The following is a 24645-nucleotide window of genomic DNA, read 5'->3' as shown; positions in this document are numbered from 1 at the left end:
CCGGGTCCGGCGTCAGCCGAGAATGACGCGGCGAACGTGCAACGCGTACGCCCAGACCAGGGCGAAGATGATGCCCAGCCCGAGCAGCGACCAGTGCAGCAGACCGCCCAGCAACAGCAGGCCCTGGAGCACGGTGCCGGCGTTCCAGGCCCACTGGCGACGCATCATGCCGGCGAGCACCACTGCTGCCACCGCCAGTGCCACCACCGCACCGATCGCGGCGCCGCCGAGGTCACCGCCGACCACCCGGATCGGCTGGATCGCCAGCAGCAGCACCAGCGCCTCCAGGCTGAGGGTGCCAGCACCGAGACCCCGTACCGCCCGCTCCGGGTTGCGCAACCCGGAGCGTCGCGGCTGCCCGGCCGTGGGCTCGTCCCCCACCGGCTGCTCGACCGGCGGGCCGGTCGGGTCCTCGGTGGGGTGCGGGTCCCGCTCCGGGCTGGTCATCGCTTCAGCAGCCGACGGGCGTCGGCGACAGTCACCACGGACCCCGTGACCAGCACCCCGACCCCGCTCAGCTCACCGGGGACGTCCTCCTCGGCCATCGCCACCGCCAGCTCGATGGCGTCCGGCATCTCCTCGGCCGAGGCCACCCGCTCCTCGCCGAAGATCTCGGCGGCCAGCGCGGCGAGTTCCTCCGTCGGCATCGCCCGTGGCGAGGTGTTGCGGGTGACCACCACCTGGTCGACCACCGGCTCCAGCAACTCCAGCAGCGCTTCCGCGTCCTTGTCGGCCAGTACGCCGATCACGGCCACCAGCTTGCTGAACGCGAACTCCTCCTGGAGCGCGGTGACTGTGGCCTTCATGCCGTGCGGGTTGTGCGCACCGTCCAGCAGGATGGTCGGGGCGTTACGGACCCGCTCCAGCCGACCCGGGGAGCTGGTCGACGCGAAGCCCTCCCGGACCGCCTCGATGTCCAGCTGACGTCGAGCCCCCGCACCCAGGAACGCCTCCACGGCGGCGAGCGCCATTGCCGCGTTCTGCGCCTGGTGGGCACCGTGCAGCGGAATGAACACGTCGTCGTACACGCCACCCAGCCCCTGGAGGGTGAGCACCTGACCGCCGACCGCGACCGCCCGACCCAGCACGCCGAACTCGCCGCCCTCCCGGGCGATGGTGGCCCCGACCTCGGCGCAGCGTTCGAGGAGGGGACCGGCGGCCTCCTCCTCCTGGGCCGCCGAGATCACTGTGGCCCCCGGGTGGATGATGCCGGCCTTGGCCAGCGCGATGTCCTGGAGCGTGTCACCGAGCCACTCGGTGTGGTCTAGCCCGATCGGGGTGATCACGCAGACCCCGGCCTGGAGGACGTTCGTGGCGTCCTCGGCCCCGCCGAGGCCCACCTCGACCACCGCGATGTCGACCGGCGCGTCGGCGAAGGTGGCGAACGCCAGCGCGGTGGTCATGTCGAAGTACGTCAGCGGCTCGTCAGACCGCGCGTCGACCAGCTCGGCCAGCGGTTTGATCTCCCGGTACACCGACGCGAACCGTTCCTCGCTGACCGGCTCCCCGTCCAGGCTGATCCGCTCCCGGACGGTCTCCAGGTGCGGGCTGGTGTACCGCCCGGTGTGCAGCCCGTGCGCCCGCAGCAGCGAGTCGATCATCCGCGCCGTGGAGGTCTTGCCGTTGGTGCCGGTCAGGTGGATCGTCGGGTACGCCCGCTGCGGGCTGCCGAGCAGGTCGAGCAGCGACTCGATCCGGTCCAGCTCGAAGACCATGCGGGTGAAACCACGGGCGTTCAGCTCGGCCTCGACGGCGGCGAATTCGTTACGGTCGGTCACGAGGGCAGTGTCTCCAGAGCAGCGTCGATCCGGACCAGGTCGGCCTCGGCGGTGGCGAGCCGGTCGCGGATCTTCGCGACCACCGGCTCGGGGGCCTTGCCGATGAAGGCAGGGTTGTCGAGCTTCGCCTGGGCCTGCGCGACCTCCTTCTCGGCTGCCGCGCGGTCCTTCGTCAGCCGGGCCCGCTCGGCGCCCACATCGATCGACCCCCGGGTGTCCAACGCGACACCGACGGCGCCGGGCATGGCCAACGTGGCGCTGGCCTGGAAGTCGTCACCGGCCGGATCCAACCGGACCAGCGAACGGATCAGCGGCTCGTGGGCAGCGATACCCGCGCCGGACAGCCCGTCCAGGCGGGCAGCCACCCGCTGCGTGGGGCGCAGCCCCTGGTCGGAACGGAACCGGCGGATCTCGGTGACCACCCGCTGCACGCCGACCAGCTCGGCCTCGGCGGCGTCGTCGACCAGCGACCGGTCGGCCACCGGCCAGGCGGCGGCCTGCACCGTCTCGCCGCCGGTCAGCGCGAGCCACAGCTCCTCGGTGACGAACGGGATGACCGGGTGCAGCAGCCGCAGCAGCTGGTCGAGCACGTGCCCGAGCACGCGGCGGCTGGCCTCCGCGCGCTCACCGCCCTCGGCGAGCACCGGCTTGCTCAGCTCGACGTACCAGTCACAGACGTCGTCCCAGGCGAAGTGGTACAGCAGGTCGCACACCTTGGCGAACTCGTACGCCTCGAACTGCTCGTCGACCTCGGCGGTGACGTGCGCCAACCGGGACAGGATCCACCTGTCGACGGTGGAGAGCTGCTCGGTGGGGGGCAGGTCGCCAGTGGTGTGCGCGCCGTTCATCAGGGCGAACCGGGTGGCGTTCCAGAGCTTGTTGCAGAAGTTGCGGGAGCCCTGACACCACTCCTCGCTGACCGGGACGTCCTGGCCGGGGTTCGCGCCCCGCGCCAGGGTGAACCGGGTGGCGTCCGCGCCGTACCGGTCGATCCAGTCCAGCGGGTCGACCACGTTGCCGAAGGACTTCGACATCTTCTTGCCGAACTGGTCACGGACCATGCCGTGTAGCGCGACCACGTCGAAGGGCGGCCGGCCGTCCATCGCGTAGAGGCCGAACATCATCATCCGGGCGACCCAGAAGAACAGGATGTCGTACCCGGTGACCAGCACGCTGGTCGGGTAGAACTTCGCCAGATCCGGGGTTTGCTCGGGCCAGCCCAGTGTGGAGAACGGCCACAGGCCGCTGGAGAACCAGGTGTCCAGGACGTCCTCGTCCTGGTGCCAACCCTCGCCGGTCGGCGGCGCCTCGTCGGGGCCGACGCAGACGATCTCGCCCGCCGGGCCGTACCAGACCGGGATGCGGTGCCCCCACCACAGCTGGCGGGAGATGCACCAGTCGTGCATGTTGTCGACCCAGGCGAAGTAGCGCTTGGCCAGCTCGGCCGGCTCGATGCGCACCCGACCGTCGCGCACCGCGTCACCTGCGGCCTGGGCCAGCGGGGCGGTGTTGACGAACCACTGCAGCGACAGCCGCGGCTCGACTGTGGTCTTGCACCGCGAGCAGTGCCCGACCGCGTGCACGTACGGGCGCTTCTCGGCGACGATCAGGCCCTGCTCCCGCAGCGCTGCCACGATCGCCGGTCGCGCCTCGAACCGGTCCAACCCCTCGAAGGGGCCGGGCACGGTGATCACACCGCGCTCGTCCATCACGGTCAGCGCGGGCAGGTCGTGCCGCTGGCCGATCTCGAAGTCGTTCGGGTCGTGGGCTGGCGTCACCTTGACCATGCCGGTGCCGAAGGACGGGTCGACGTGCGCGTCGGCGACGATCGGGATGCGGCGGCCGGTCAACGGCAGCTCGACCTCGGTGCCGATCAGGTGCTGGTAGCGCTCGTCGTCGGGGTGCACCGCCACAGCGGTGTCGCCGAGCATCGTCTCAGCCCGGGTGGTGGCCACCACGACCTCGTCGCTGTAGCGGATCGAGATCAGCTCGCCGTCGTCGTCGGTGTGCTCGACCTCGATGTCGGAGAGCGCCGTGAGGCAACGCGGACACCAGTTGATGATCCGGTTCGCCCGGTAGATCAGGCCGTCGTCGAAGAGCTTCTTGAAGATCGTCTGGACGGCGCGGGTCAGCCCCGCGTCCATGGTGAAGCGCTCGCGGTCCCAGTCGACGGAGTCGCCGAGGCGGCGCATCTGGCCGAGGATGGCGCCACCGGACTCGGCCTTCCACTGCCAGACCCGCTCGACGAACTTCTCCCGGCCGAGATCGTGCCGGGACAGCCCTTCGGCGGCGAGCTGACGCTCGACCAGGTTCTGGGTGGCGATGCCGGCGTGGTCCATGCCCGGCAGCCAGAGCGCCTCGAAGCCCTGCATCCGCTTACGCCGGGTCAACGCGTCCATCAGCGTGTGCTCGAACGCGTGGCCCATGTGCAGGGAGCCGGTGACGTTCGGCGGCGGGATGACGATGGTGAAGGGGGGCTTGTCGCTGTCGGCGGAGGCCCGGAAGTGCCCGCCGGCTACCCACTGCTCGTACCGTCGCTGCTCTACCTCACCGGGCTGGTACTGGCCGGCAAGGGTCGGGGCGTCGGGGCGTCGGGCATCCAGTCTCTCGGTCACCGGACAAGTCTACGGAGGGCTTCCGCAGACCTGACGTGCGCCACCTGCCGTTCGCGTACGGTGTCGGCTATGTCCGACGCACATCTCACCGAGCGGTCGCGCGACGGCGGCCGCGAGCCGGTCGAGCTGACCGAAGAGCCGATCCAGCTGAGCACCCGGGACACCGGAGGCGACCCCGACGAGCGGTCCGGCGGCTGGTCACGCCGCCGCAAGATCGGTTGGACGGTCGCACTGGTGGTCGGTCTCGCCGGTGCCGGCGTGCTCGGTGTCGGTGGTTGGCGGGTGGCGCAGGAGAAGGACACCCAACTGGCCGCACCCGATCGGGTGGCGGGTCTGACCCGCGACGACAGCGAGCGGGCCAAGAGCACTGCCGACTATCTGCGCAGCGGCCTGGCGGCGAACATCGAACTGGACAGCAGTTTCGGCACTGTCTACCGCGACCCGGCCGACGACAAGCGCTCGGTGCTCATCTTCGGGGGCACCACCCTGCTCTGGCAGCCCGAACGGGACCTCGACAGCCTCTTCCGCCTGATGTCGGACGAGACCGGCGCGGTCAACGGTCTGCGGGAGCTGCCCGCGGGTGATCTCGGCGGGGTGCTGAAGTGTGGCAGCACCAGCGGCGAGGGCGGGGACTTCGCGGTGTGCGGCTGGGCCGACCACGGCAGCGTGGTCATGGCGATGTTCCCGGGCCGGTCGGTCAGCGACGCCGGCGGCCTGCTGCGCAACCTCCGCGACGGTATGCAGACCCGAGACTGAAAGATCGTGCAACATCCTGGATGTAGTGGTGTCCCAACGCAGGAGAGGCCACGACAACCAGGATCGAGCGTGACCTTGCCGGCCTCAGGGGCGGCTCGGACTCCAGACCCGGCCTCACCGGTCATTCGGGGAGCCCGGGCCGATCAACCACGCGCGGAAACGCAGGAAAGGGAAACGCAGATAAGGCCACCCCGTTAGGGGTGGCCTTATCTGGAAGATTGTCCGGCGGCGTCCTACTCTCCCACACCCTCACGAGTGCAGTACCATCGGCGCTGGAGGGCTTAGCTTCCGGGTTCGGAATGTAACCGGGCGTTTCCCCTCCGCCATGACCGCCGTAACTCTATGAACATATCAAACAACCCCGGCACACACTCACGGGTGTTCGCTTGTTCAGAGTTGCACAGTGGACGCGTAGCAGCTTAGTAGTCAAGTCCTCGGCCTATTAGTACCGGTCAACTGAACCCGTTACCGGGCTTACATTTCCGGCCTATCAACCCAGTCGTCTAGCTGGGGGCCTTACCCCACAAAGTGGGTGGGATACCTCATCTTGAAGCAGGCTTCCCGCTTAGATGCTTTCAGCGGTTATCCCTTCCGAACGTAGCTAACCAGCCGTGCCCTTGGCAGGACAACTGGCACACCAGAGGTTCGTCCGTCCCGGTCCTCTCGTACTAGGGACAGCCCTTCTCAAGTATCCTACGCGCACGGCGGATAGGGACCGAACTGTCTCACGACGTTCTAAACCCAGCTCGCGTACCGCTTTAATGGGCGAACAGCCCAACCCTTGGGACCTGCTACAGCCCCAGGATGCGACGAGCCGACATCGAGGTGCCAAACCATCCCGTCGATATGGACTCTTGGGGAAGATCAGCCTGTTATCCCCGGGGTACCTTTTATCCGTTGAGCGACACCGCTTCCACTCGCAAGTGCCGGATCACTAGTCCCGACTTTCGTCCCTGCTCGACCTGTCAGTCTCACAGTCAAGCTCCCTTGTGTACTTGCACTCAACACCTGATTGCCAACCAGGCTGAGGGAACCTTTGGGCGCCTCCGTTACCTTTTAGGAGGCAACCGCCCCAGTTAAACTACCCACCAGACACTGTCCCTGAACCGGATAACGGTCCGAAGTTAGATACCCAAATCAACCAGAGTGGTATTTCAAGATTGCCTCCACCCATACTGGCGTATGGACTTCACCGGCTCCCACCTATCCTACACAAGCTAATTCGAGTACCAATGTCAAGCTATAGTAAAGGTCCCGGGGTCTTTCCGTCCTGCCGCGCGTAACGAGCATCTTTACTCGTACTGCAATTTCGCCGGGCCTGTGGTTGAGACAGTGGGGAAGTCGTTACGCCATTCGTGCAGGTCGGAACTTACCCGACAAGGAATTTCGCTACCTTAGGATGGTTATAGTTACCACCGCCGTTTACTGGCGCTTAAGTTCTCCGCTTCGCCCCGAAGAGCTAACAGGTCCCCTTAACGTTCCAGCACCGGGCAGGCGTCAGTCCATATACATCGAATTACTTCTTCGCATGGACCTGTGTTTTTAGTAAACAGTCGCTTCCCCCTGCTCTCTGCGGCCATACAACGCTCCACCCGCGCGGGGCTTCACGTCTCCGGCCCCCCTTCTCCCTAAGTTACGGGGGCAATTTGCCGAGTTCCTTAACCACAGTTCGCCCGATCGCCTCGGTATTCTCTACCTGACCACCTGTGTCGGTTTGGGGTACGGGCCGCTAAGAACTCGCTAGAGGCTTTTCTCGGCAGCATAGGATCACTGACTTCACCTGAATCGGCTCGGCATCACGTCTCAGCCTTCATGTGTTGCGGATTTGCCTACAACACGGCCTACACGCTTACCCCGGCACAACCACCGGCCGGGCTCAGCTACCTTCCTGCGTCACCCCATCGCTTGACTACTACCCATCAGGTTCCCACGCTCCCTCAGCTCAGTCCGAAGACCTCACCAAGTTCGGGTGGTTAGCACAACGAGGTTCATCAGGGACGCTCTTTCGCGGGTACGGGAATATCAACCCGTTGTCCATCGACTACGCCTCTCGGCCTCGCCTTAGGTCCCGACTCACCCAGGGCGGATTAGCCTGGCCCTGGAACCCTTGGTCATCCGGCGGAAGGGTTTCTCACCCTTCTTTCGCTACTCATGCCTGCATTCTCACTCGTGCCGCGTCCACAACTGGGTCACCCCGCTGCTTCACTCGCGGCACGACGCTCCCCTACCCATCCACACACCTGCACAAGGAATCAAGTCCAAGCGAGGATAAAATGTGAATGCCACAGCTTCGGCGGTGTGCTTGAGCCCCGCTACATTGTCGGCGCGGAACCACTTGACCAGTGAGCTATTACGCACTCTTTAAAGGGTGGCTGCTTCTAAGCCAACCTCCTGGTTGTCTATGCGACCCCACATCCTTTTCCACTTAGCACACGCTTAGGGGCCTTAGCTGGTGATCTGGGCTGTTTCCCTCTCGACTACGAAGCTTATCCCCCGCAGTCTCACTGCCGCGCTCTCACTTACCGGCATTCGGAGTTTGGCTGATTTCGGTAAGCTTGTGGGCCCCCTAGACCATCCAGTGCTCTACCTCCGGCAAGAAACACGCGACGCTGCACCTAAATGCATTTCGGGGAGAACCAGCTATCACGGAGTTTGATTGGCCTTTCACCCCTAACCACAGGTCATCCCCCAATTTTTCAACATTGGTGGGTTCGGCCCTCCACGCGGTCTTACCCGCGCTTCAGCCTGCCCATGGCTAGATCACTCCGCTTCGGGTCTAGGACACGCGACTGAATCGCCCTATTCAGACTCGCTTTCGCTACGGCTCCCCCACACGGGTTAACCTCGCCACATGCCACTAACTCGCAGGCTCATTCTTCAAAAGGCACGCCGTCACCCCGCAAGGCTCCGACGGATTGTAGGCGAACGGTTTCAGGTACTATTTCACTCCCCTCCCGGGGTACTTTTCACCATTCCCTCACGGTACTTGTCCGCTATCGGTCACCAGGAAGTATTTAGGCTTACCAGGTGGTCCTGGCAGATTCACGGCAGATTTCAGGGGTCCGCCGCTACTCGGGAACACCCACAGAAGGTCAGCAACTTTCACCTACCGGACTCTCACCGTCTACGGTCAGCCATTCCAGACTGTTCGACTAGCCACTGACTTTGTAACTTCTCGAACAAGTGTCAGCTTGTTCAGCAGGGTCCCACAACCCCGACCACGCAACCCCTGACAGGTATCACACGCAGCCGGTTTAGCCTCGATCCGCTTTCGCTCGCCACTACTCACGGAATCACTAAATTGTTTTCTCTTCCTACGGGTACTGAGATGTTTCACTTCCCCGCGTTCCCTCCACACACCCTATGTGTTCAGGTGTGGGTGACACCACATGACTGGTGCCAGGTTTCCCCATTCGGACACCCTGGGATCACAGCTTGGTTGACAGCTCCCCCAGGCCTATCGCGGCCTCCCACGTCCTTCATCGGCTCCTGGTGCCAAGGCATTCACCGTTCGCCCTTGACAACTTGACCACAAAGATGCTCGCGTCCACTGTGCAATTCTCAACAAACGACCAACCCACAACCCGATCCGCCCCACACCAAACCCAGCCCCTCTCAGGACCAACGGTATGTGGGGCCAGGCCATGCCTGGCAGACTTCCAGCCCCCACACAGGAGGCCGGCGCGTCTCTGAAACAACAACCAATGGTTGTTCCTTCAGGACCCAACAGGGTGCTCACATTTCTTCTCAGCCGCACCGAGACCATCCGTTCCCACCACCCCGAAGAGTGGCTGTACTAAGTGAGCCCGGCCGTTGCCGAGGAAAAACTTGCCAGTGTCTCCGCCATCTGAGCACCCCGACCCAACATTCGTGGGCCGCGGGCTCCTTGCACCCTTTCGGGTGAAGGTGCTCCTTAGAAAGGAGGTGATCCAGCCGCACCTTCCGGTACGGCTACCTTGTTACGACTTCGTCCCAATCGCCAGCCCCACCTTCGACGGCTCCCTCCACAAGGGTTGGGCCACCGGCTTCGGGTGTTGCCGACTTTCGTGACGTGACGGGCGGTGTGTACAAGGCCCGGGAACGTATTCACCGCAGCGTTGCTGATCTGCGATTACTAGCGACTCCGACTTCACGGGGTCGAGTTGCAGACCCCGATCCGAACTGAGACCGGCTTTTTGGGATTCGCTCCACCTCGCGGTATCGCAGCCCATTGTACCGGCCATTGTAGCATGCGTGAAGCCCTGGACATAAGGGGCATGATGACTTGACGTCATCCCCACCTTCCTCCGAGTTGACCCCGGCAGTCTTCGATGAGTCCCCGCCATAACGCGCTGGCAACATCGAACGAGGGTTGCGCTCGTTGCGGGACTTAACCCAACATCTCACGACACGAGCTGACGACAGCCATGCACCACCTGTGACCGCCCCCGAAGGACCTCACATCTCTGTGAGTTTTGCGGCCATGTCAAACCCAGGTAAGGTTCTTCGCGTTGCATCGAATTAATCCGCATGCTCCGCCGCTTGTGCGGGCCCCCGTCAATTCCTTTGAGTTTTAGCCTTGCGGCCGTACTCCCCAGGCGGGGCGCTTAATGCGTTAGCTGCGGCACAGGGAACCGGAGAGGCCCCCCACACCTAGCGCCCAACGTTTACAGCGTGGACTACCAGGGTATCTAATCCTGTTCGCTCCCCACGCTTTCGCTCCTCAGCGTCAGTATCGGCCCAGAGACCCGCCTTCGCCACCGGTGTTCCTCCTGATATCTGCGCATTTCACCGCTACACCAGGAATTCCAGTCTCCCCTACCGAACTCTAGCCTGCCCGTATCGACCGCAGGCTTGGGGTTGAGCCCCAAGTTTTCACGGTCGACGCGACAAGCCGCCTACGAGCTCTTTACGCCCAATAAATCCGGACAACGCTCGCACCCTACGTCTTACCGCGGCTGCTGGCACGTAGTTGGCCGGTGCTTCTTCTGCAGGTACCGTCACTCTCGCTTCGTCCCTGCTGAAAGAGGTTTACAACCCGAAGGCCGTCATCCCTCACGCGGCGTCGCTGCATCAGGCTTCCGCCCATTGTGCAATATTCCCCACTGCTGCCTCCCGTAGGAGTCTGGGCCGTGTCTCAGTCCCAGTGTGGCCGGTCGCCCTCTCAGGCCGGCTACCCGTCGTCGCCTTGGTAGGCCATCACCCCACCAACAAGCTGATAGGCCGCGAGCCCATCCCAAGCCGAAAAACTTTCCACCACCAGCCATGCGGCCAGAAGTAATATTCGGTATTAGCCCCCGTTTCCGAGGGTTATCCCAAAGCTTGGGGCAGGTTGCTCACGTGTTACTCACCCGTTCGCCGCTCGAGTACCCCGAAGGGCCTTTCCGCTCGACTTGCATGTGTTAAGCACGCCGCCAGCGTTCGTCCTGAGCCAGGATCAAACTCTCCAACAAAAAATTAGTTGAACAGCATCCTGACAACAAACAAATGTTGCCAAAGGAATCCCAACCAGCCAGCAAAAACTGACCAGTCCGGGGTATAAATCATAATTGGCACTGGCTTTACAAGCACCCTGTTGAGTTCTCAAAGAACAACCACACACCGACCAGAAGCCCCACCACGTGGAACCCCAACCGGGGTATTTCCCGCTCTCACACCCGGCGCTTTCAGCGCCAGGCACTTTTACTACGTTACCCGCTCGTTTCCGCCGTGTCAAACCGATATTTCGCGGTTCGTCATGCTTCAACCCGATAACGCGGATAGTCTTGCTTGCTCGAGTCCACGATGACGCACGTCGTTACCGACGTTCGTTTCTGTCGTGGGAAGCCGCAGACCGGCCGATCACCGCTTCGCGGCTCTCCGCCCGGCTCCTGCCGGCTTCGAAACTCTACCCGGTCGGCTTCGCGTTCGCAACCCCGTTTCCGGAGTGTTCCGCACCGCCCGATCCTCAGTCTCGCTCGGCGTTCCCGCCACGAGCCTGGCGCCCGTTCTCGGCCGGTTTGTCCGGCCTCCCCCGTGCAGAGAGAAAGTTACGCGGACGGCCCGGAGAAGGCAAATCAGGGTTCATCACTGGTTCGGGTGAACAGCGCCGACCGGTCGCCAGCGCAGCCGAGGACGCGAGCGCGTCGACTCCCCGGCGCAGCCGAGGACGCGGGCCACCTCGACGTGCCAGAGTGTCAGTCATGGATGAGTCCGGGCACGGTGCCAGGGTGTTCGCCGAGGAGGCGCTACTCGGCCTCATCGGGCCGTTCTGGCAGGTGGTGATCGGCGCGGTAGTGCTGGTCGTACTTGTGCTCTCGGTGGGACGACTGGCCCGACGGGGCAGGTCCCGGATGACCACGGCGCTGCTGGTCACCGCGGCGGCCATCGCCGGGTTCGCGGTCATCGGCGTCCTGCTGGAGGGTTGAGGTTCAGAGCCGGCGGTTGGCCAGGCTGGGCAGCTCGGCGCGGATCGTGTCGAGCCGCTCCAGGTCCAGGTCGACGACGGAGAGCCCCGGGCCGTCCGGCACCTGGCCGATGACCGTGCCCCACGGGTCGACCACCATGCTGCGCCCAAAGCACGTGCGGCCTGGCTCGTGGTCGCCGGTCTGACCCGCCGCCGCCACGAAACACTGGTTCTCGATGGCCCTGGCCCGCAGCAGGACCTCCCAGTGATCCCGGCCGGTGTGCATCATGAACGCCGCCGGAACCACAAACAGCTGCGCGCCGCCATCGGCGGCGAGCAGCCGGTACAGCTCCGGGAAGCGCAGGTCGTAGCAGATCGACAAGCCGACCCGCAGCCCCTCGACGTCGACCACCACCGGCTGGACCCCGCGCGCGACACTCGCCGACTCCCGGTAGGAGACCCGACCGGGGATCTCCACGTCGTACAAGTGGATCTTGCGATAGCTCGCGGCCAGGCTGCCGGAACGGTCGAAGACCAGCGAGGTGTTCCAGGTGTGGTCCGGGTCCGGGCCGGCCTCGTGGAACGAGCCGGCCACCAGCCAGATCCCGAGCCGCCGCGCGACGCCGGCGAAGAAGCTGCCCACCTCACCGTCGACCGGCTCCGGTTCGGGCAGCCCAGCGGCAGGACCCAGGTAGTCGACGTACTCCGGGAGGACGGCGAGATCCGCGCCGCCGGCGGCGGCGCGCTCCAGTAGGGCCTCCGCGGCCGCCAGATTGGCCTTACGGTCGTCCCGGGCGTTCAGCTGGCAGACGGCGACACGCATGAGCAAAGGGTACGGCTGGAGGGCTCTGACGGACAGCGTCACAGTCTGGCCGGCACGGGTGGTGGGTCACTGGCAAACGGCGCCGAACACGATCACGCCGGCCGCTCAGGATCGAACGACCGGCGTGACACGGGAAGGATCAGGCGGACTTCTCTTCGCGGTCGCGCCGAGCCCGGCGCCCGGTGAACTCACGCGGCACGATCGTCGGGTTGACGTTCTCCAGGACAACCTCGCGGGTGATCAGCACGCGGGCGGCGTCGGGGTTGCTCGGCACCTCGTACATCGCGGAGAGCAGGACCTCCTCGATGATGGCCCGCAAACCACGGGCACCGGTGCCCCGCAGCATCGCCTGATCGGCGATCGCCTCCAGCGCCGGCTCGTCGAACTCGAGCTCGACACCGTCCAGCTCGAACAGGCGCTGGTATTGCCGGACCAGGGCGTTGCGCGGCTCGGTGAGGATCCGAACGAGGGCGCTGCGGTCCAGGCTGCGAACGTTGGTGATCACCGGCAGCCGGCCGACGAACTCGGGGATCAGCCCGAACTTGAGCATGTCTTCCGGCATGACCTGGCTGAAGATGTCGTCGGTCGACCGGTCCGAGACCGACCGGAGTCGGGCGCCGAAGCCGGTGCCGCCCTGCCCGGTGCGGGACTCGATGATCTGGTCGAGGCCGGCGAACGCCCCACCACAGATGAACAACACGTTCGTGGTGTCGATCTGGATGAACTCCTGATGTGGGTGCTTACGGCCACCCTGCGGCGGCACGTTTGCCACAGTGCCCTCGAGCATCTTGAGCAGGGCCTGCTGCACACCCTCACCGGAGACGTCCCGGGTGATCGACGGGTTCTCCGACTTGCGGGCGATCTTGTCGACCTCGTCGATGTAGATGATGCCGGTCTCGGCGCGCTTGATGTCGTAGTCGGCGGCCTGGATCAGCTTGAGGAGGATGTTCTCGACGTCCTCGCCCACGTAGCCCGCCTCGGTCAGCGCTGTGGCGTCGGCGATGGCGAACGGGACGTTCAACATCCGGGCGAGGGTCTGCGCCAGGTGGGTCTTGCCGCACCCCGTCGGACCGAGCAGCAGGATGTTGGACTTGGCCAGCTCGACGGCGTCACTGCCGGAGCCCGGCGCGCCAGCCGCCTCGGCCTGAATCCGCTTGTAGTGGTTGTAGACCGCTACGGCGAGCGCCTTCTTTGCCTGATCCTGACCCACGACGTAGGTGTCGAGGAACTGGCAGATCTCCATCGGCTTGGGAAGCTCTTCCCACTTCACCTCGCCGGACTCGGCCAGCTCCTCTTCGATGATCTCGTTGCAGAGATCGATGCACTCGTCGCAGATGTAGACCCCTGGGCCCGCGATGAGCTTCTTGACCTGCTTCTGCGACTTGCCGCAGAAGGAGCATTTCAGTAGGTCGCCGCCGTCACCGATCCGTGCCACCTACGTTCTCCCTGCACTCATCGGCCGGAGACCCGGCCCTGACCTGCGGACGTTGCGCGCCGCCCGGCTTAGTTCGCGCCGCCGGCCCAACCGGCGAAGCGGTACGGACCCGACGTTACCCGCTGGCGGGGCATTCTCCGACCCCCAAAACGGGTGTGTCAGAGGTCGGCCGGGAACGGAGCCCCGGCCAACCTCTGACCCGGTACAGCTCAGCGGGCGGCGTTGGCCGCCAGCAGACCCTTCTTGCGGCTGGTCAGGATCGTGTCGACCAGCCCGTACTCCTTGGACTCCTCGGCCGTCATGATCTTGTCGCGGTCGATGTCCTTGCGAACCTGCTCGATCGGGCGGTTGCAGTGGCGGGACAGCATGTCCTCCAGCTGCGTACGCATCCGCAGGATCTCCCGGGCCTGGATCTCGATGTCCGAGCCCTGCCCGTAGCCGCCCTCGGTGGCCGGCTGGTGGATGATGATCCGCGAGTTCGGCAGGGCCATCCGCTTACCCGGAGTGCCCGCCGACAGCAGCACCGCCGCCGCGCTCGCCGCCTGCCCGAGGCAGACCGTCGAGATGTCCGGACGGACGTACTGCATGGTGTCGTAGATCGCCGTCATGGCGGTGAACGAACCGCCCGGCGAGTTGATGTACATGATGATGTCGCGGTCCGGGTCGGTGCCCTCGAGCGTCAGCAGCTGGGCCATCACGTCGTTGGCCGACGCGTCGTCCACCTGGACGCCGAGGAAGATGATCCGGTCCTCGAAGAGCTTGTTGTACGGGTTCGACTCCTTGACCCCGTACGACGTGCGCTCGACGAACGACGGCAGCACGTAGCGGTTGTGCACGGCCGCGAACTGGGGCGGCAGGCTCAGATCGGTCATCGTCAGCTCCTCAGCTCAGGGTCCCGGCGCCATCCGGAACCTGTGCGGCCCCGATGATCACCTTGTCGATGAAGCCGTAGTCCATGGCCTCCTGGGCGGTGAACCAACGGTCCCGGTCCGAGTCGGCCTCGATCTGCGACTGGCTCTGGCCGGTGTGGTGCGCGACCCGCTCCTGGAACATCCGCTTCGTGTAGAGCATCTGCTCCGCCTGGATGGCGATGTCGGACGCCGTGCCGCCCAGACCACCGGACGGCTGGTGCATCATGATCCGTGCGTGGGGCAGGGCGTACCGCTTGCCCTTGGTGCCCGCGCAGAGCAGCAGCTGACCCATCGAGGCAGCCATGCCCATCGCCACGGTCGACACGTCGTTGTCGATGAACTGCATGGTGTCGTAGATCGCCATGCCGGAGTAGACCGAGCCACCCGGCGAGTTGATCCACAGGTTGATGTCGCGGTCCGGGTCCTCCGCGGCGAGCAGCAGCAGCTGCGCGCAGATGCGGTTGGCGACCTGGTCGGTCACCTCACTGCCCAGGAAGATGATGCGTTCCTTGAGCAACCGGTTGTAGACCGAGTCGTCGAGGTTGCCAATGGAGTCGCCACCGCGCGCGTCAATCGCCCGGAGCGACTTCTTGGGGATGTGCATGTCGGTCATGGCAGCCCTTCGCTCTCCGTACCGTCTTTCCCGACACTAACCGCTGTGCGAGGCGGCAGAGTCCCGGTCGGGGCAGTGTTCGCTCTCAGCGCAGCTGTGTCGGGTACCCGCGGCGCGGGCTTCCGGGCGTACCCGGCAGTGCTTGCTGCCCGGGCGTACCCGGCAGTGCTTACCGCCCGGACGTACCCGGCAGTGCTTGCCGCCCGGGCGTACCCGGAAAGGAAACGGCCGCCGTCCGCCGCTCAGCGGCGGACGGCGGCCGCACCCGACGATCAGTGGTCGTGGTTGTGCTCCGCCTCGTTGGCGGCGCGGAGCGCGTCGAGGGTGATCCCGTTGCCGGCCGAGTCCTTGATCGTGATCTTCTCCATGACGGCCGCGAGCGCCTTGCCCCGCCGCACGTCGCCGAAGACCGCGGCGGCCGCGCCGGAGCGCACCAGCTGGTCGTAGTACTGCTGCGGGGCCATCCCGGCACGCTGCGCCCGGTGCACGATCTCGTGCCCGAACTCGTCGTCGGAGACCTGCACGTCCTCCGCGTCGGCGAGCGTGTCCAGCAGGAGCTGGACCTTGACGCCCTCGGTCGCCGCCTCGGTCAGCTCGGCGTCGATCTGCTCCTCGGTCTTGTCCTCGGCAGCGAGGTACTCCTCCATCGAGGCGCCGATCCGCTCCAGCTGGTCGACCATCGCCTGCTTGCGGCTCTCGACCTCCTCGCGGACGACACCCTCCGGGGCCGGAATGTCGGCGGCCTCGACGAGCTGGGCCAGCGCCTTGTCCCGAGCGGCGTAGATCTGCTCGACCTGCTTGCCCTGGGTGACCCGGGACCGCAGGTCGCCGCGCAGCTCCTCGATCGTGTCGAACTCGCTCGCCATCTGGGCGAACTCGTCGTTCAGCTCCGGCAGCTCCTTCTCCTTGACCGTGCGCACGGTCACCGCCACGTCGGCGTCCCGACCGGCGAAGTCGCCGCCGACCAGCTGGGTGGTGAAGGTGGTGTCGTCACCGGCGGCGAGGCCGACCACTGCCTCGTCCAGGCCCGGCAGGAGCTGCTTGCTGCCCACCTCGTGGGAGATGTTGCTCGCCTGGCCGCCCGGCACGTCCTCGCCGTCGACGGTGGCGTTCAGGTCGATCTGGACGTAGTCGCCCTCGGCGGCGGCCCGCTCGACGGTCTTGAGGGTCGCGAAACGCTCCCGCAGGTTCTTCACCTGCTCGTCGATCTCGCTCTCGTCGATCTGCAGCTCGTCGACCGTCACCTCGATGGTGCTCGCGTCCGGGATGGTGATCTCCGGGCGGACGTCGACCTCGGCCGTGAAGTTCAGCGAATCACCGTCGTTGAACTCGGTGATCTCGACCTCCGGGCGCCCCAGCGTCTTCAGGTCGTGCTCACGCACCGCGGCGAGGATGTTCTCCGGGATGGCCTCCTGGACCGCCTCGTTGAGGACGGTGCCCCGGCCCACCCGCTGGTCGATCACCGCGGTCGGCACCTTGCCCCGGCGGAAGCCCGGAACCTGGACCTGCGAACCGATCTCCCGGTACGCCTTCTTGAGGCTCGGCTCGAGCTCGACGAACGGCACCTCGATGGCGAGCCGCACGCGCGTCGGGCTCAGAGTCTCGACGGTGCTCTTCACAGGCGTACTCCTTGACGGATCTCAGTTGAGTCTGGGCGTGATTCAGCCCATCGAGTGTAGGCGAGCCGGCCTGACGCTCCGGCATCGCCCGGGGACCGCACTGGGCAGCACCCGGGGCGGCCCGGCCCGCGGACGACAGTCGGGGTGGCGGGATTTGAACCCACGGCCCCTCGCTCCCAAAGCGAGTGCGCTACCAAGCTGCGCCACACCCCGTGGCGACGTGCAGTCTATGCCGTCGCCACGCCTCAGTCGGTGCCGGGGCATCCCCCACCCGGGCACATCACCCGAAAATTACCATTCCGCCCCGCCCAGGTGCCGCCAAGATCCGTAGGGCGACGTCAAGATCCGCACAACGTCGCGGATGTAGTGGCCTCCTCGGACGGCGAGGCCCCTCCATCCCGGATGTTGTGCGGATCTTGGGTCGCCGTACCGCCGGGTCGCGGACGACGCCGCACCGCGGGGCGGTGACGCGGTTACGCGTCGGGCGTCGACATTGGGTACGCTGTGGGCGCGTCCCGTTTCGGCGGGATGCACGCGGGCGTAGCTCAATGGTAGAGCTTCAGTCTTCCAAACTGACTACGCGAGTTCGATTCTCGTCGCCCGCTCCAACGCCCTCCGGCCCAGGTCGGAGGGCGCTTTGGCGTACAGGGCCGTCTCCAGTGTCGGCGACGGCGCACACGGCAGGGCCCAGGCGCACACACGGTGGCGGCACCTGGACCCACTCGGCGAGGCCGAGTCGCCGTGTCACTTCAGATGAAACCGTTCGTCGACGGCGAGAGCCGCCAACTGCGGCACGGAGAACGGCAGCTTCGACAACGCCGGCCGGCTCTCGTCCAGCCGTACGCCCTGCGCCACGAAGACCACCACGCCGTCCGGGTGCCGGTACGCCGACCACTGGTCGAGCCGATCGTCGCCGCTCGGTCGGACCACCACGCCGACCCGCACGGCTCCGACGGTCTCGACCTGGCACCCACCCCGCATGCCCCAGAATTTCTGGGCCAGGTCGCACGGCTCGGTCGGCAGCTGATTGCCGGCGGCGTGCACCTCGACGATCACGCGACCGGTGCCCTCGCCCTGCGCCACGGCCACCGAGGACGAGTAGCTCCACACGTCGACGCCGTCCACCTTGTCCTCGAACTGCGCCTGGTGGGTCCGCAGCGTCCGCTCCTCGGCGGACTGGCTCGACGGGTCCTCCGGCGTGGTGTAGCCGGAAGGTATGACCGAGACAGCCTCGCCGAGCAGGTGAGCCCCCTGCTCGTACCGGGACCCGGCCCGCGCGGTCCGGTCCTCCTGCGGTTGCCCGTCCGGCCCGGTCGGCCACGGCTCCTTGGTGTCCGGAGCAGCCAGTGGCCCCTGCCCCGCCGGTTGGTAGACGTGGCCGCCGGGGGTGGCGACGGCCGCGAAGCCGGTGACGGCCAGCACGACAGCAGCCGATCCGAGGGACGCCAACAGCGCGCGTCGCCGGAAGTGCGTCCGCCGTGCCGCGCCGAGCGCGGCCGTCGTACTCAATGGTGGTGGTGGGGTTGTCCCCGCCATCTCGCTGCGCAGCCCCTCGCGCAACTCCTGCTCGTTCATCGCTCCCCGATCTCGATCCCGCTGTAGGTGGGTGTCAGGAGGCCGCGCAAGGTGTCGAGCCCGCGTGCCGCCTGGCTCTTCACCGTCCCTGGAGAACACTCCAGCAGCGCCGCGACGTCATCGACCGACAGGTCCTCCCAGTACCGCAGAACCAGCACGGCCCGCTGACGCGGTGCCACCCGGGTCAGCGCCTGCAGCAGCACCAGTCGGCTCTCCGGCGAGTCGGGCGGGGCCACCTGTTCGGCGTCCTCCCCACCCACCCGTTCGCGCCGCCACCAGCCGCGGCGGCGCTCGTCGAGGAAGGTCCGGATCAGGATCCGGCGCACGTAGCTGTCGAGCACCTCGTGCCGGGAGATCCGGTTCCAGACCCGGTAGAGCTTGACGAACGTGGTCTGGACCAGGTCTTCGGCACGGTGCCAGTCGCCGCACAGCAGGTACGCGGTGCCGCGCATGGCACCGGACCGTGCCGCGAAGTACTCGGCGAACGCCTCGTCGCGATCGCTCATTCAGGCCTCCGATCCCCGTTTCGAGTTAGTCACGCGGGGTCTGCCCCAGGGGGTTGCTCCGGATCTCGCGGACCTGTCACGGGATCAACGCCGGGAAGGCGCGGAGGACGCCTTGACAGGTGTCGATCCGTGCACTGGTGTAAGGACCAAGCACATCGACGTCCGTCACAGGAGGGCACATGATCGTCCGACGACGGTGGACAGCTGCCGCCACCACAGTGATCCTGTTCAGCGCAGTGTTGTCCCATCCGGCTTCCGGAGCGGCCGCACCCGCCGACCCGGCCGCCCCGATCGCTCTGAGCGCCACCGAAACCGCAGTGGTCCGAGTCCAGCTGCGCGATCAGGCCCAGTTGGACCGGCTCGTCGCCACCGGCGCGGACCTGGCCAACCGGCCCCGGGCACGGGACGGCCGGATCACCGCCGACCTGGTGCTCAGCGGCGCGCAGCTCGGCGACCTGACCGCGCAGGGCGCGACGGCCGTGCAGATCGTGCAGCGCGCCGGGGACGGCAACCGGCACTACGCCGACAGCGTCCGGGCGGCGCGGGCCCGCACCGCCGCCGGCCTGCGCGCGCCGGCCGCGGGCCAGCGGTCCGCCGCCGCCGCCGTGGACACCCTGCAGGTGCAGCAGGCGTACTGGTGGACCACTACCGGACAAACCTTCCTGCAGGCCCAGGTGGCCACCACCGCCACCGACGACCCGGACGTGGAGATCACCGTCAGTTGGCGCACTGCGGACGGCGCCACCGGCTCGTTCCCGCTGTACCGGTTCGAGGACTCCGGTGAGTACCAGTACCACTACGCGCTCCCCCAGCCCGTGCCGAGCCGACCGGTTCAGCTGACCGCCACCTCCAGCCTCGGCGGGGTCAGTCGGGCGATCACCCCGACGCTCTGGCCGAACGCCTCCCCGCCGCCGCTGCCGGCCGGCTACCAGAAGGACTTCATCGACGCGTACCTGACGCCGGTGGACATCCAGGCGCGGATCAAGCGACTGGCCCGCCAGTACCGGGACCTGGTGGACGTGATCGACCTGCCGAACAAGACCCAGGGGTACCGGCGCAACGCCGTCGGCTATCTGGGCGACCCGGCGGTGGCCGCCCTGGTGGTCGAGTCGGTTCGCTTCGGCGACCAGAACATGAACGGCGTACAGGTGCGGACTGTCGACCCGGGCCGGGCGAACCGGCCACTGACCGTCGGCTACCGCGACCGCGTCCTCACCGTGTCACTGGCCACCGACACCGCGGGCAAGACGGTGAGCACCACCGACGAGGTCGCGGCGGCGATCAACGCCCGTCAACCGGACCGGTTCCGGGCCACCGTCGAGGACGGCTCGGCCGGGCTGCCGATGCCCGTCGCCGGCCCCACCCGACTCGACGACGGCCTCCAGGGCACCGAGGTGCCGGCGCGGCCGTGGACGGTGCAGGCGCTGCGCCTCGGCGTACACCGGGACGGCTCCCGGGTCGGAGTGCTCGCGTACTCCCAGGAACACGCCCGAGAGTGGGCCACCCCGCTGGTGACGCTGGAGTTCGCCGAGCGGATGCTGGCCAACGCCCAGACCGACCCGGCCACCCGTGAGCTGCTGGAGCAGGTCGACATCTTCGTCATCCCGATGGTCAACCCGGATGGCGCGAACTACTCGTTCAACGACTTCAACTTCCAGCGCAAGAACCTCGTCAACCACTGCACCGGGGCGGCCCGCGACCCGAAGAACCGCACCTCGTGGGGCGTCGACATCAACCGCAACTACACAGTCGGGTCGTACTTCGACGGCTACGTGGGGGCCAGCGCCAACTGCCTGTCCGGCACCTACGCGGGCACCGCCGAGCTGTCCGAGGCGGAGAGCGGCAACGTGATCGCGCTCGCACAGGACCACCCGAACATCAAGTTCGCGATGAACGTGCACTCCTACGGCGGGTACTTCATGTGGCCGCCGGGGGCGTACCGGGCCGACGGCAGGGTGACCCTGCCGCGACCGTCGATCGACGAGTCGACGCTGTTCCTCGACAGCGCCCGACGGATCGTCGGCGCCATCGCCCAGGAGCGCGGCACCGTCACCTGGCCGTCGCAGACCGGACCCGTAGCCGACGTGCTCTACTCGGCCGCCGGCAACTCGGCCGACCAGCTCTACTACGAGCTGGGCATCTTCGCCTGGGACTTCGAGGTCGGCAACGACCGGTGGAACCCGGCGACCAACGAGTGGGAGGGCGTCGGCTTCCAGCCACCGTTCGACGAGGCGCACGGCGAATCCCAGGAGTACGCCGGCGGGCTGGTGGAAATGGTCCGGGTGGCCCGCGACTACGCCGCCGCCGAATCCGCCGGCTGATCCCTCGGTGGTGCCGCGTCCCCTCGTCGGGGCGCGGTACCCCCGGCCGGATTTCACCCGTTTCCGCCGGATGCCTGGTGGGTAGGGCCCGTGCATGGACACGAACACCACTGCCCACCTGGTGGGCGGCCCTCGAGACGGCAGCACCCACGAGACCGGCAACGAGGCACTCGTCGAGGTGGAGATCGACGGCCTGATGCACCGCTACATCAAGACCACCAAGCGGCACGACGATGGTCGACCGCTCTACAACTACGACGGGGCGGTCGCCCCGGACGGCGGCGAGCCCGGCGTCGAGGATCCGGCCGCCCGGGTCGCGTCGCCCCGGGCCGACGCCGAGGGGCACGGCGGCACCCACTGACCGCCGCACCACCGGAATCACCCAAGCCCACGAAGGAGAAACCGGTCGGAGCGGCCGGCTGCGGATGAACCGCGGCCGGCCGGGTAAGCAACGACCTTGCCTGGTGGGGAGACGACCGGGTGCACGGGTGGGCGGTCCTGGACCAACCCGCCCGTGCACGCCCGGTCAGTTCGAGGAAATCCAGTTCCAGGCCGAGACGACCCACTCGGTCTGCTGGAGCCACGCCACGCCGAGGCCGACGAGGAACACCGCCGTCGCCAGGTGGGCACCGCGGGCGCTGCGCCGGACCCGGCCGAGCTGCCGCTCCAGCACCACCCGGCCGACCAGCCGGAACAGGGCGAACAGGCCGAGCGCCACCAGCAGGCTGAGCACCAGCACCAGCAGCGGGCCGCTCAGGTTCCCCTGGCCGGACAGCGCCCAGATCCCCCAACACACGAACGCGAAGAGGCCCGCCGCCGCGCTCCATTCGCCACCGAGCCGAAGCTGTGCCATCCGCGAGCTGAGCGAGCGGCGGGGCACCGGTTCGCCGGGCCAACCGGTGCCGGTCGGCTCCTGCTCGACCACCGGGAACGGCTCCGTCCGCGGGGTGCGACGCTCACCCACCGGAGCGACCCCCCGGCGGAACCCGTCACGCTGCGGCGGCACCCCGACGCCGGCCTGCGGTGGCACCTCCACGGTCCGCTCCGCCCACGGCTGCGTCTGGTCTGCCATCTCGTCCTCCCCCTGACCGACGGCAACAGCACCGCCTGGATTCGAGGGTAGCCAGCCGGCAAATCGGTCGCCGACCCCGGCCGGGACGCGTGGCCCCACGACGGTGCCGGATCGAACCCGGCCAGGGTACGGTCGGCTGATGGGTGACCCCGACCGACGACGGCGACGGCTGCGCCACCACGGCGACACCGAGACGGCCAGACCGGGTGCGGACGGCCCGACGGTCAGCACGCCGGGCGTGCACGACGGTGACGAGCCGCCGCCGCGACGCAGGAACACGGGCGGCGACGAGCGCGACGGCGAGCGAGGGCTGCGCGGGTTGGTCGGTTCCGGCTCGTCCCAGGTGGGGCTGAGCGCCGCACTACGGGCCCGGGACGCGGCCCGCCCCACCGACGACGACCTCGCCCAGGCCGAAGCCCGGGTGGTGGTCGTCCGGCGAAACTGGGTGCCCCGCGAGGAGCTGCCCCGCTCGCCGCGCTGAGCGCCGCACCGTCAGGGCAGGTCGGGCAGCTTCCGGGTCCGCTCGTACTCGGCCACCTGGGCGATCCGACGAGCGTGCCGCTCGTTGCCGGAGAACGGCGTGTTCAGGAACGCCTCGACGATGCCGGTCGCCTCGTCCAGCGTGTGCTGGCGGGCACCGATGGCGACCACGTTCGCGTCGTTGTGCTGGCGGGCCAACTGAGCGGTCTCGACGCTCCAGGCCAGCGCGGCGCGAACCCCGGCGACCTTGTTCGCGGCGATCTGCTCACCGTTGCCGGAGCCACCGATGACCACCCCGAGGCCGGTCTCGTCGGCCACCACCTGGTCGCCCGTGTGCAGGCAGAACGTGGGGTAGTCGTCGTCCGGGTCGTAGCTGTGCGGGCCGACGTCGACCACGTCGTAGCCCTGCATGGCCAGGTGGTTGGCCAGGTGCACCTTCAACTCGAAACCGGCGTGATCGGATCCCAGGTAGACGCGCATACCGGGCAGTCTGTCAGGCCGCGCTCGGGGACGTCACAGGGGCGGCGTCCCCGAGCCGGGTTCGTCACACGGTCGTGGGGATGACGCTCACCGCGGCAGCTCGGCGACGACAAGACCGCCGCGCGCCTTCGGGGTGAACCAGGTGCTCTTGCGGGGCATCTTCTCCCTGGCCAGGTTGACGGCGACGAAATCCGCCACGGTCACCGGCGCGATCAGGATGGCCAACTCGGCCCGCCCGGCGTCGACCTCGCCGGTGAGCCAGCTCGCCGGGTAGTCACCGCCGACGTAGGTGATTCGCTTGTCGCCCGGGTCCAGGCCGAGCGCGTCGCGCAGCACCAGCCGCTCGACCAGGGCGTGGTCCAGGTTTTCCAGGCGGGCGGAGGCGGTGGCGGGCAGGCGCACCGCGTACCCCTGGCCGTCGAGGCGGAGGTGCACGGAGCCGCCGGCCGCCGGCACCTCGACCGGGCCGTCGATCGGCTCGACCTCGGCGCCCGCGGCCCGCAGCCGGTCGAGCAGCTCGGCCGGGGTGGTGGTCAGCTCGCTGACCAACCGGTTGTACGGCTGGATGGCCACCGACGCTGGGGTGGTGACCACGGCCAGGAAGCGCGGCAGCCCTCCGGTCTGGGCGGCCAGGCTGCGGTGGTTGCCGTCCGCGACGACCAGGTCCCCGCCGCCGGCGAGAGCGGTCAGCGTGGCCTGCTCCGGGCCGGGGCCGAGCAGCCAGATGGCGTGCGTGCGCCCCGCCTGGTCGGTGTCCGTCGCGGCGGGCGCGCCGGCCGTGTCGGTCGCCGCAGCGAGCGCGGCGTGAAGGTCGTCGCCACGCCCGGTCTGGAGCAGGAGTACGGGTGAGAGCAGGTGGCCCAGCGCGTCGGCCAGCGCCACCCGCTCGCGCACCTTGGCGATGAAGACGTCCTCGTTGCGGATGACCAGGCCCGGCTCGTCTGCCCGGGTGGAGATCTGGTCGGTGTCCACCATCGCGAACAGCCCGTACGCCGGCTCCTCGCCGGGCGCGCTGATCCGGTAGAGCACCACCACCTGCTCGGCGGGGGTGTAACTGCCGTCGGCCTTGGCCTCGGCGAAGCGGGCCACCGCGTCCGGCAGCGCGTCGAGGAACGACTTGCCCAGGCTCTGCGGGGCGCGGTGCGGCATCTCGATGCCGAGAGCACTGTGCGGGTTCGACTCGATGATCGCGGTGATCTCCGCGTCGTCGGCGAACTCGTCGTAGTTTTGCGCGCCGGTGCCGCCAGTGGTGACCCAGGCCCGGGTGATCGGATGCACGACCGTCATGCCCACTGAC

18 protein-coding genes, 2 tRNA genes and 3 rRNA genes are annotated in these 24645 nt (G+C 67.3%); 6 read left to right on the top strand and 17 right to left on the bottom strand.

Annotated features, from left to right (window positions below):
* Positions 1–12: 12 nt before the first annotated feature.
* From OG992_RS27405 to OG992_RS27395, 3 genes are read right to left on the bottom strand one after another with little or no spacing between them, the layout of a single operon-like run.
* A complete protein-coding gene (locus OG992_RS27405) occupies positions 13–447 on the bottom strand; it encodes a DUF4233 domain-containing protein (protein WP_266304623.1) in 435 nt (144 codons plus the stop codon).
* Entirely contained in the window at positions 444–1778 is a 1335-nt protein-coding gene (locus OG992_RS27400) for a folylpolyglutamate synthase/dihydrofolate synthase family protein (RefSeq protein ID WP_238685132.1), read from the bottom strand. The genes OG992_RS27405 and OG992_RS27400 overlap by 4 nt, the downstream gene beginning before the upstream one ends.
* Complete coding sequence (locus OG992_RS27395; RefSeq protein ID WP_266304622.1) at positions 1775–4393, bottom strand: valine--tRNA ligase; 2619 nt, start codon at positions 4391–4393, stop codon at positions 1775–1777. Before OG992_RS27395 ends, OG992_RS27400 begins: the two co-directional genes overlap by 4 nt.
* A gap of 69 nt (positions 4394–4462) precedes the next feature.
* Here OG992_RS27395 and OG992_RS27390 point away from each other — a divergent pair, with 69 nt between their 5' ends.
* Positions 4463–5149, top strand: coding sequence for a hypothetical protein (locus OG992_RS27390; protein ID WP_266304621.1), 687 nt, complete (start codon positions 4463–4465; stop codon positions 5147–5149).
* Between the two features lie 220 nt (positions 5150–5369).
* Here the strand turns inward: OG992_RS27390 and rrf are convergent.
* From rrf to OG992_RS27375, 3 genes are all read right to left on the bottom strand, one after another.
* Positions 5370–5486: ribosomal RNA gene (rrf, locus tag OG992_RS27385) — 5S ribosomal RNA — on the bottom strand.
* Between the two features lie 85 nt (positions 5487–5571).
* Positions 5572–8680, bottom strand: a 23S ribosomal RNA gene (locus OG992_RS27380).
* A 386-nt stretch (positions 8681–9066) separates the two neighbouring features.
* Positions 9067–10581, bottom strand: a 16S ribosomal RNA gene (locus OG992_RS27375).
* The 16S, 23S and 5S rRNA genes sit together here, the layout of an rRNA operon.
* A 729-nt stretch (positions 10582–11310) precedes the next feature.
* Between OG992_RS27375 and OG992_RS27370 the strand changes: the two genes are divergently transcribed.
* Positions 11311–11535, top strand: coding sequence for a hypothetical protein (locus tag OG992_RS27370; protein WP_112584164.1), 225 nt, complete (start codon positions 11311–11313; stop codon positions 11533–11535).
* 3 nt (positions 11536–11538) lie between these two features.
* On the opposite strand, the gene OG992_RS27365 is transcribed toward OG992_RS27370, so the two are convergent.
* The 6 genes from OG992_RS27365 to OG992_RS27340 form a co-directional block, all read right to left on the bottom strand.
* Entirely contained in the window at positions 11539–12336 is a 798-nt protein-coding gene (locus OG992_RS27365) for a carbon-nitrogen hydrolase family protein (protein ID WP_266304620.1), read from the bottom strand.
* Between the two features lie 139 nt (positions 12337–12475).
* On the bottom strand, positions 12476–13771 hold the full coding sequence (clpX, locus tag OG992_RS27360) for an ATP-dependent Clp protease ATP-binding subunit ClpX (protein ID WP_112676080.1): 1296 nt from the start codon (positions 13769–13771) through the stop codon (positions 12476–12478).
* 209 nt (positions 13772–13980) lie between these two features.
* Positions 13981–14643: an ATP-dependent Clp protease proteolytic subunit gene (locus tag OG992_RS27355; RefSeq protein ID WP_030333536.1), complete on the bottom strand. Its 663-nt coding sequence runs from the start codon at positions 14641–14643 to the stop codon at positions 13981–13983.
* Positions 14644–14653: 10 nt separating this feature from the next.
* Positions 14654–15295, bottom strand: a complete 642-nt coding sequence (locus OG992_RS27350; protein ID WP_007464111.1) for an ATP-dependent Clp protease proteolytic subunit — start codon at positions 15293–15295, stop codon at positions 14654–14656.
* Positions 15296–15567: 272 nt separating this feature from the next.
* Positions 15568–16914 (bottom strand): trigger factor, encoded by a 1347-nt coding sequence (tig, locus tag OG992_RS27345; protein ID WP_145789660.1) that lies wholly within the window; start codon positions 16912–16914, stop codon positions 15568–15570.
* Between the two features lie 139 nt (positions 16915–17053).
* Positions 17054–17127 (bottom strand) — tRNA-Pro (locus OG992_RS27340).
* Positions 17128–17448: 321 nt separating this feature from the next.
* On the opposite strand from OG992_RS27340, the gene OG992_RS27335 reads away from it, so the two are divergent.
* Positions 17449–17522 (top strand) — tRNA-Gly (locus OG992_RS27335).
* Between the two features lie 136 nt (positions 17523–17658).
* On the opposite strand, the gene OG992_RS27330 is transcribed toward OG992_RS27335, so the two are convergent.
* Positions 17659–18489: a hypothetical protein gene (locus OG992_RS27330; RefSeq protein ID WP_266304619.1), complete on the bottom strand. Its 831-nt coding sequence runs from the start codon at positions 18487–18489 to the stop codon at positions 17659–17661.
* Positions 18486–18995, bottom strand: a complete 510-nt coding sequence (locus tag OG992_RS27325; protein WP_266304618.1) for a SigE family RNA polymerase sigma factor — start codon at positions 18993–18995, stop codon at positions 18486–18488. Before OG992_RS27325 ends, OG992_RS27330 begins: the two co-directional genes overlap by 4 nt.
* A gap of 179 nt (positions 18996–19174) precedes the next feature.
* Here OG992_RS27325 and OG992_RS27320 point away from each other — a divergent pair, with 179 nt between their 5' ends.
* Together OG992_RS27320 and OG992_RS27315 are read left to right on the top strand one after the other, a co-directional pair.
* Complete coding sequence (locus tag OG992_RS27320) at positions 19175–21316, top strand: M14 family zinc carboxypeptidase (protein ID WP_266304617.1); 2142 nt, start codon at positions 19175–19177, stop codon at positions 21314–21316.
* 94 nt (positions 21317–21410) lie between these two features.
* Positions 21411–21677: a hypothetical protein gene (locus OG992_RS27315; RefSeq protein WP_238685431.1), complete on the top strand. Its 267-nt coding sequence runs from the start codon at positions 21411–21413 to the stop codon at positions 21675–21677.
* A 165-nt stretch (positions 21678–21842) separates the two neighbouring features.
* Here the strand turns inward: OG992_RS27315 and OG992_RS27310 are convergent, their stop codons facing one another.
* Positions 21843–22388, bottom strand: a complete 546-nt coding sequence (locus OG992_RS27310; protein WP_238685432.1) for a hypothetical protein — start codon at positions 22386–22388, stop codon at positions 21843–21845.
* A 139-nt stretch (positions 22389–22527) separates the two neighbouring features.
* Between OG992_RS27310 and OG992_RS27305 the strand changes: the two genes are divergently transcribed.
* Entirely contained in the window at positions 22528–22869 is a 342-nt protein-coding gene (locus OG992_RS27305; protein ID WP_238685433.1) for a hypothetical protein, read from the top strand.
* A gap of 11 nt (positions 22870–22880) precedes the next feature.
* Here OG992_RS27305 and OG992_RS27300 read toward each other — a convergent pair whose 3' ends face one another.
* A complete protein-coding gene (locus tag OG992_RS27300) occupies positions 22881–23348 on the bottom strand; it encodes a ribose-5-phosphate isomerase (protein WP_112584153.1) in 468 nt (155 codons plus the stop codon).
* A gap of 87 nt (positions 23349–23435) precedes the next feature.
* Positions 23436–24635, bottom strand: coding sequence for a DUF1015 family protein (locus OG992_RS27295; RefSeq protein WP_266304616.1), 1200 nt, complete (start codon positions 24633–24635; stop codon positions 23436–23438).
* Between the last annotated feature and the right edge of the window lie 10 nt (positions 24636–24645).

Source organism: Micromonospora sp. NBC_00362 (assembly GCF_026342155.1).
Classification (GTDB): Bacteria; Actinomycetota; Actinomycetes; order Mycobacteriales; family Micromonosporaceae; genus Micromonospora; species Micromonospora hortensis.
The sequence above is the reverse complement of the archived record's forward strand: the minus strand, read 5'-3'. Positions and strand labels throughout refer to the sequence as shown.

What these genes read in the sequence shown, in the direction of transcription:
- OG992_RS27355 (WP_030333536.1), bottom strand. Translation starts at nt 14,643, where the DNA reads ATGACCGATCTGAGCCTGCCGCCCCAGTTCGCGGCCGTGCACAACCGC.
- OG992_RS27370 (WP_112584164.1), top strand. Translation starts at nt 11,311, where the DNA reads ATGGATGAGTCCGGGCACGGTGCCAGGGTGTTCGCCGAGGAGGCGCTA.
- OG992_RS27310 (WP_238685432.1), bottom strand. Translation starts at nt 22,388, where the DNA reads ATGGCAGACCAGACGCAGCCGTGGGCGGAGCGGACCGTGGAGGTGCCA.
- OG992_RS27330 (WP_266304619.1), bottom strand. Translation starts at nt 18,489, where the DNA reads ATGAACGAGCAGGAGTTGCGCGAGGGGCTGCGCAGCGAGATGGCGGGG.
- OG992_RS27315 (WP_238685431.1), top strand. Translation starts at nt 21,411, where the DNA reads ATGGACACGAACACCACTGCCCACCTGGTGGGCGGCCCTCGAGACGGC.
- OG992_RS27305 (WP_238685433.1), top strand. Translation starts at nt 22,528, where the DNA reads ATGGGTGACCCCGACCGACGACGGCGACGGCTGCGCCACCACGGCGAC.
- OG992_RS27350 (WP_007464111.1), bottom strand. Translation starts at nt 15,295, where the DNA reads ATGACCGACATGCACATCCCCAAGAAGTCGCTCCGGGCGATTGACGCG.
- OG992_RS27405 (WP_266304623.1), bottom strand. Translation starts at nt 447, where the DNA reads ATGACCAGCCCGGAGCGGGACCCGCACCCCACCGAGGACCCGACCGGC.
- OG992_RS27365 (WP_266304620.1), bottom strand. Translation starts at nt 12,336, where the DNA reads ATGCGTGTCGCCGTCTGCCAGCTGAACGCCCGGGACGACCGTAAGGCC.
- OG992_RS27320 (WP_266304617.1), top strand. Translation starts at nt 19,175, where the DNA reads ATGATCGTCCGACGACGGTGGACAGCTGCCGCCACCACAGTGATCCTG.
- OG992_RS27295 (WP_266304616.1), bottom strand. Translation starts at nt 24,635, where the DNA reads ATGACGGTCGTGCATCCGATCACCCGGGCCTGGGTCACCACTGGCGGC.
- OG992_RS27325 (WP_266304618.1), bottom strand. Translation starts at nt 18,995, where the DNA reads ATGAGCGATCGCGACGAGGCGTTCGCCGAGTACTTCGCGGCACGGTCC.
- OG992_RS27300 (WP_112584153.1), bottom strand. Translation starts at nt 23,348, where the DNA reads ATGCGCGTCTACCTGGGATCCGATCACGCCGGTTTCGAGTTGAAGGTG.
- OG992_RS27390 (WP_266304621.1), top strand. Translation starts at nt 4,463, where the DNA reads ATGTCCGACGCACATCTCACCGAGCGGTCGCGCGACGGCGGCCGCGAG.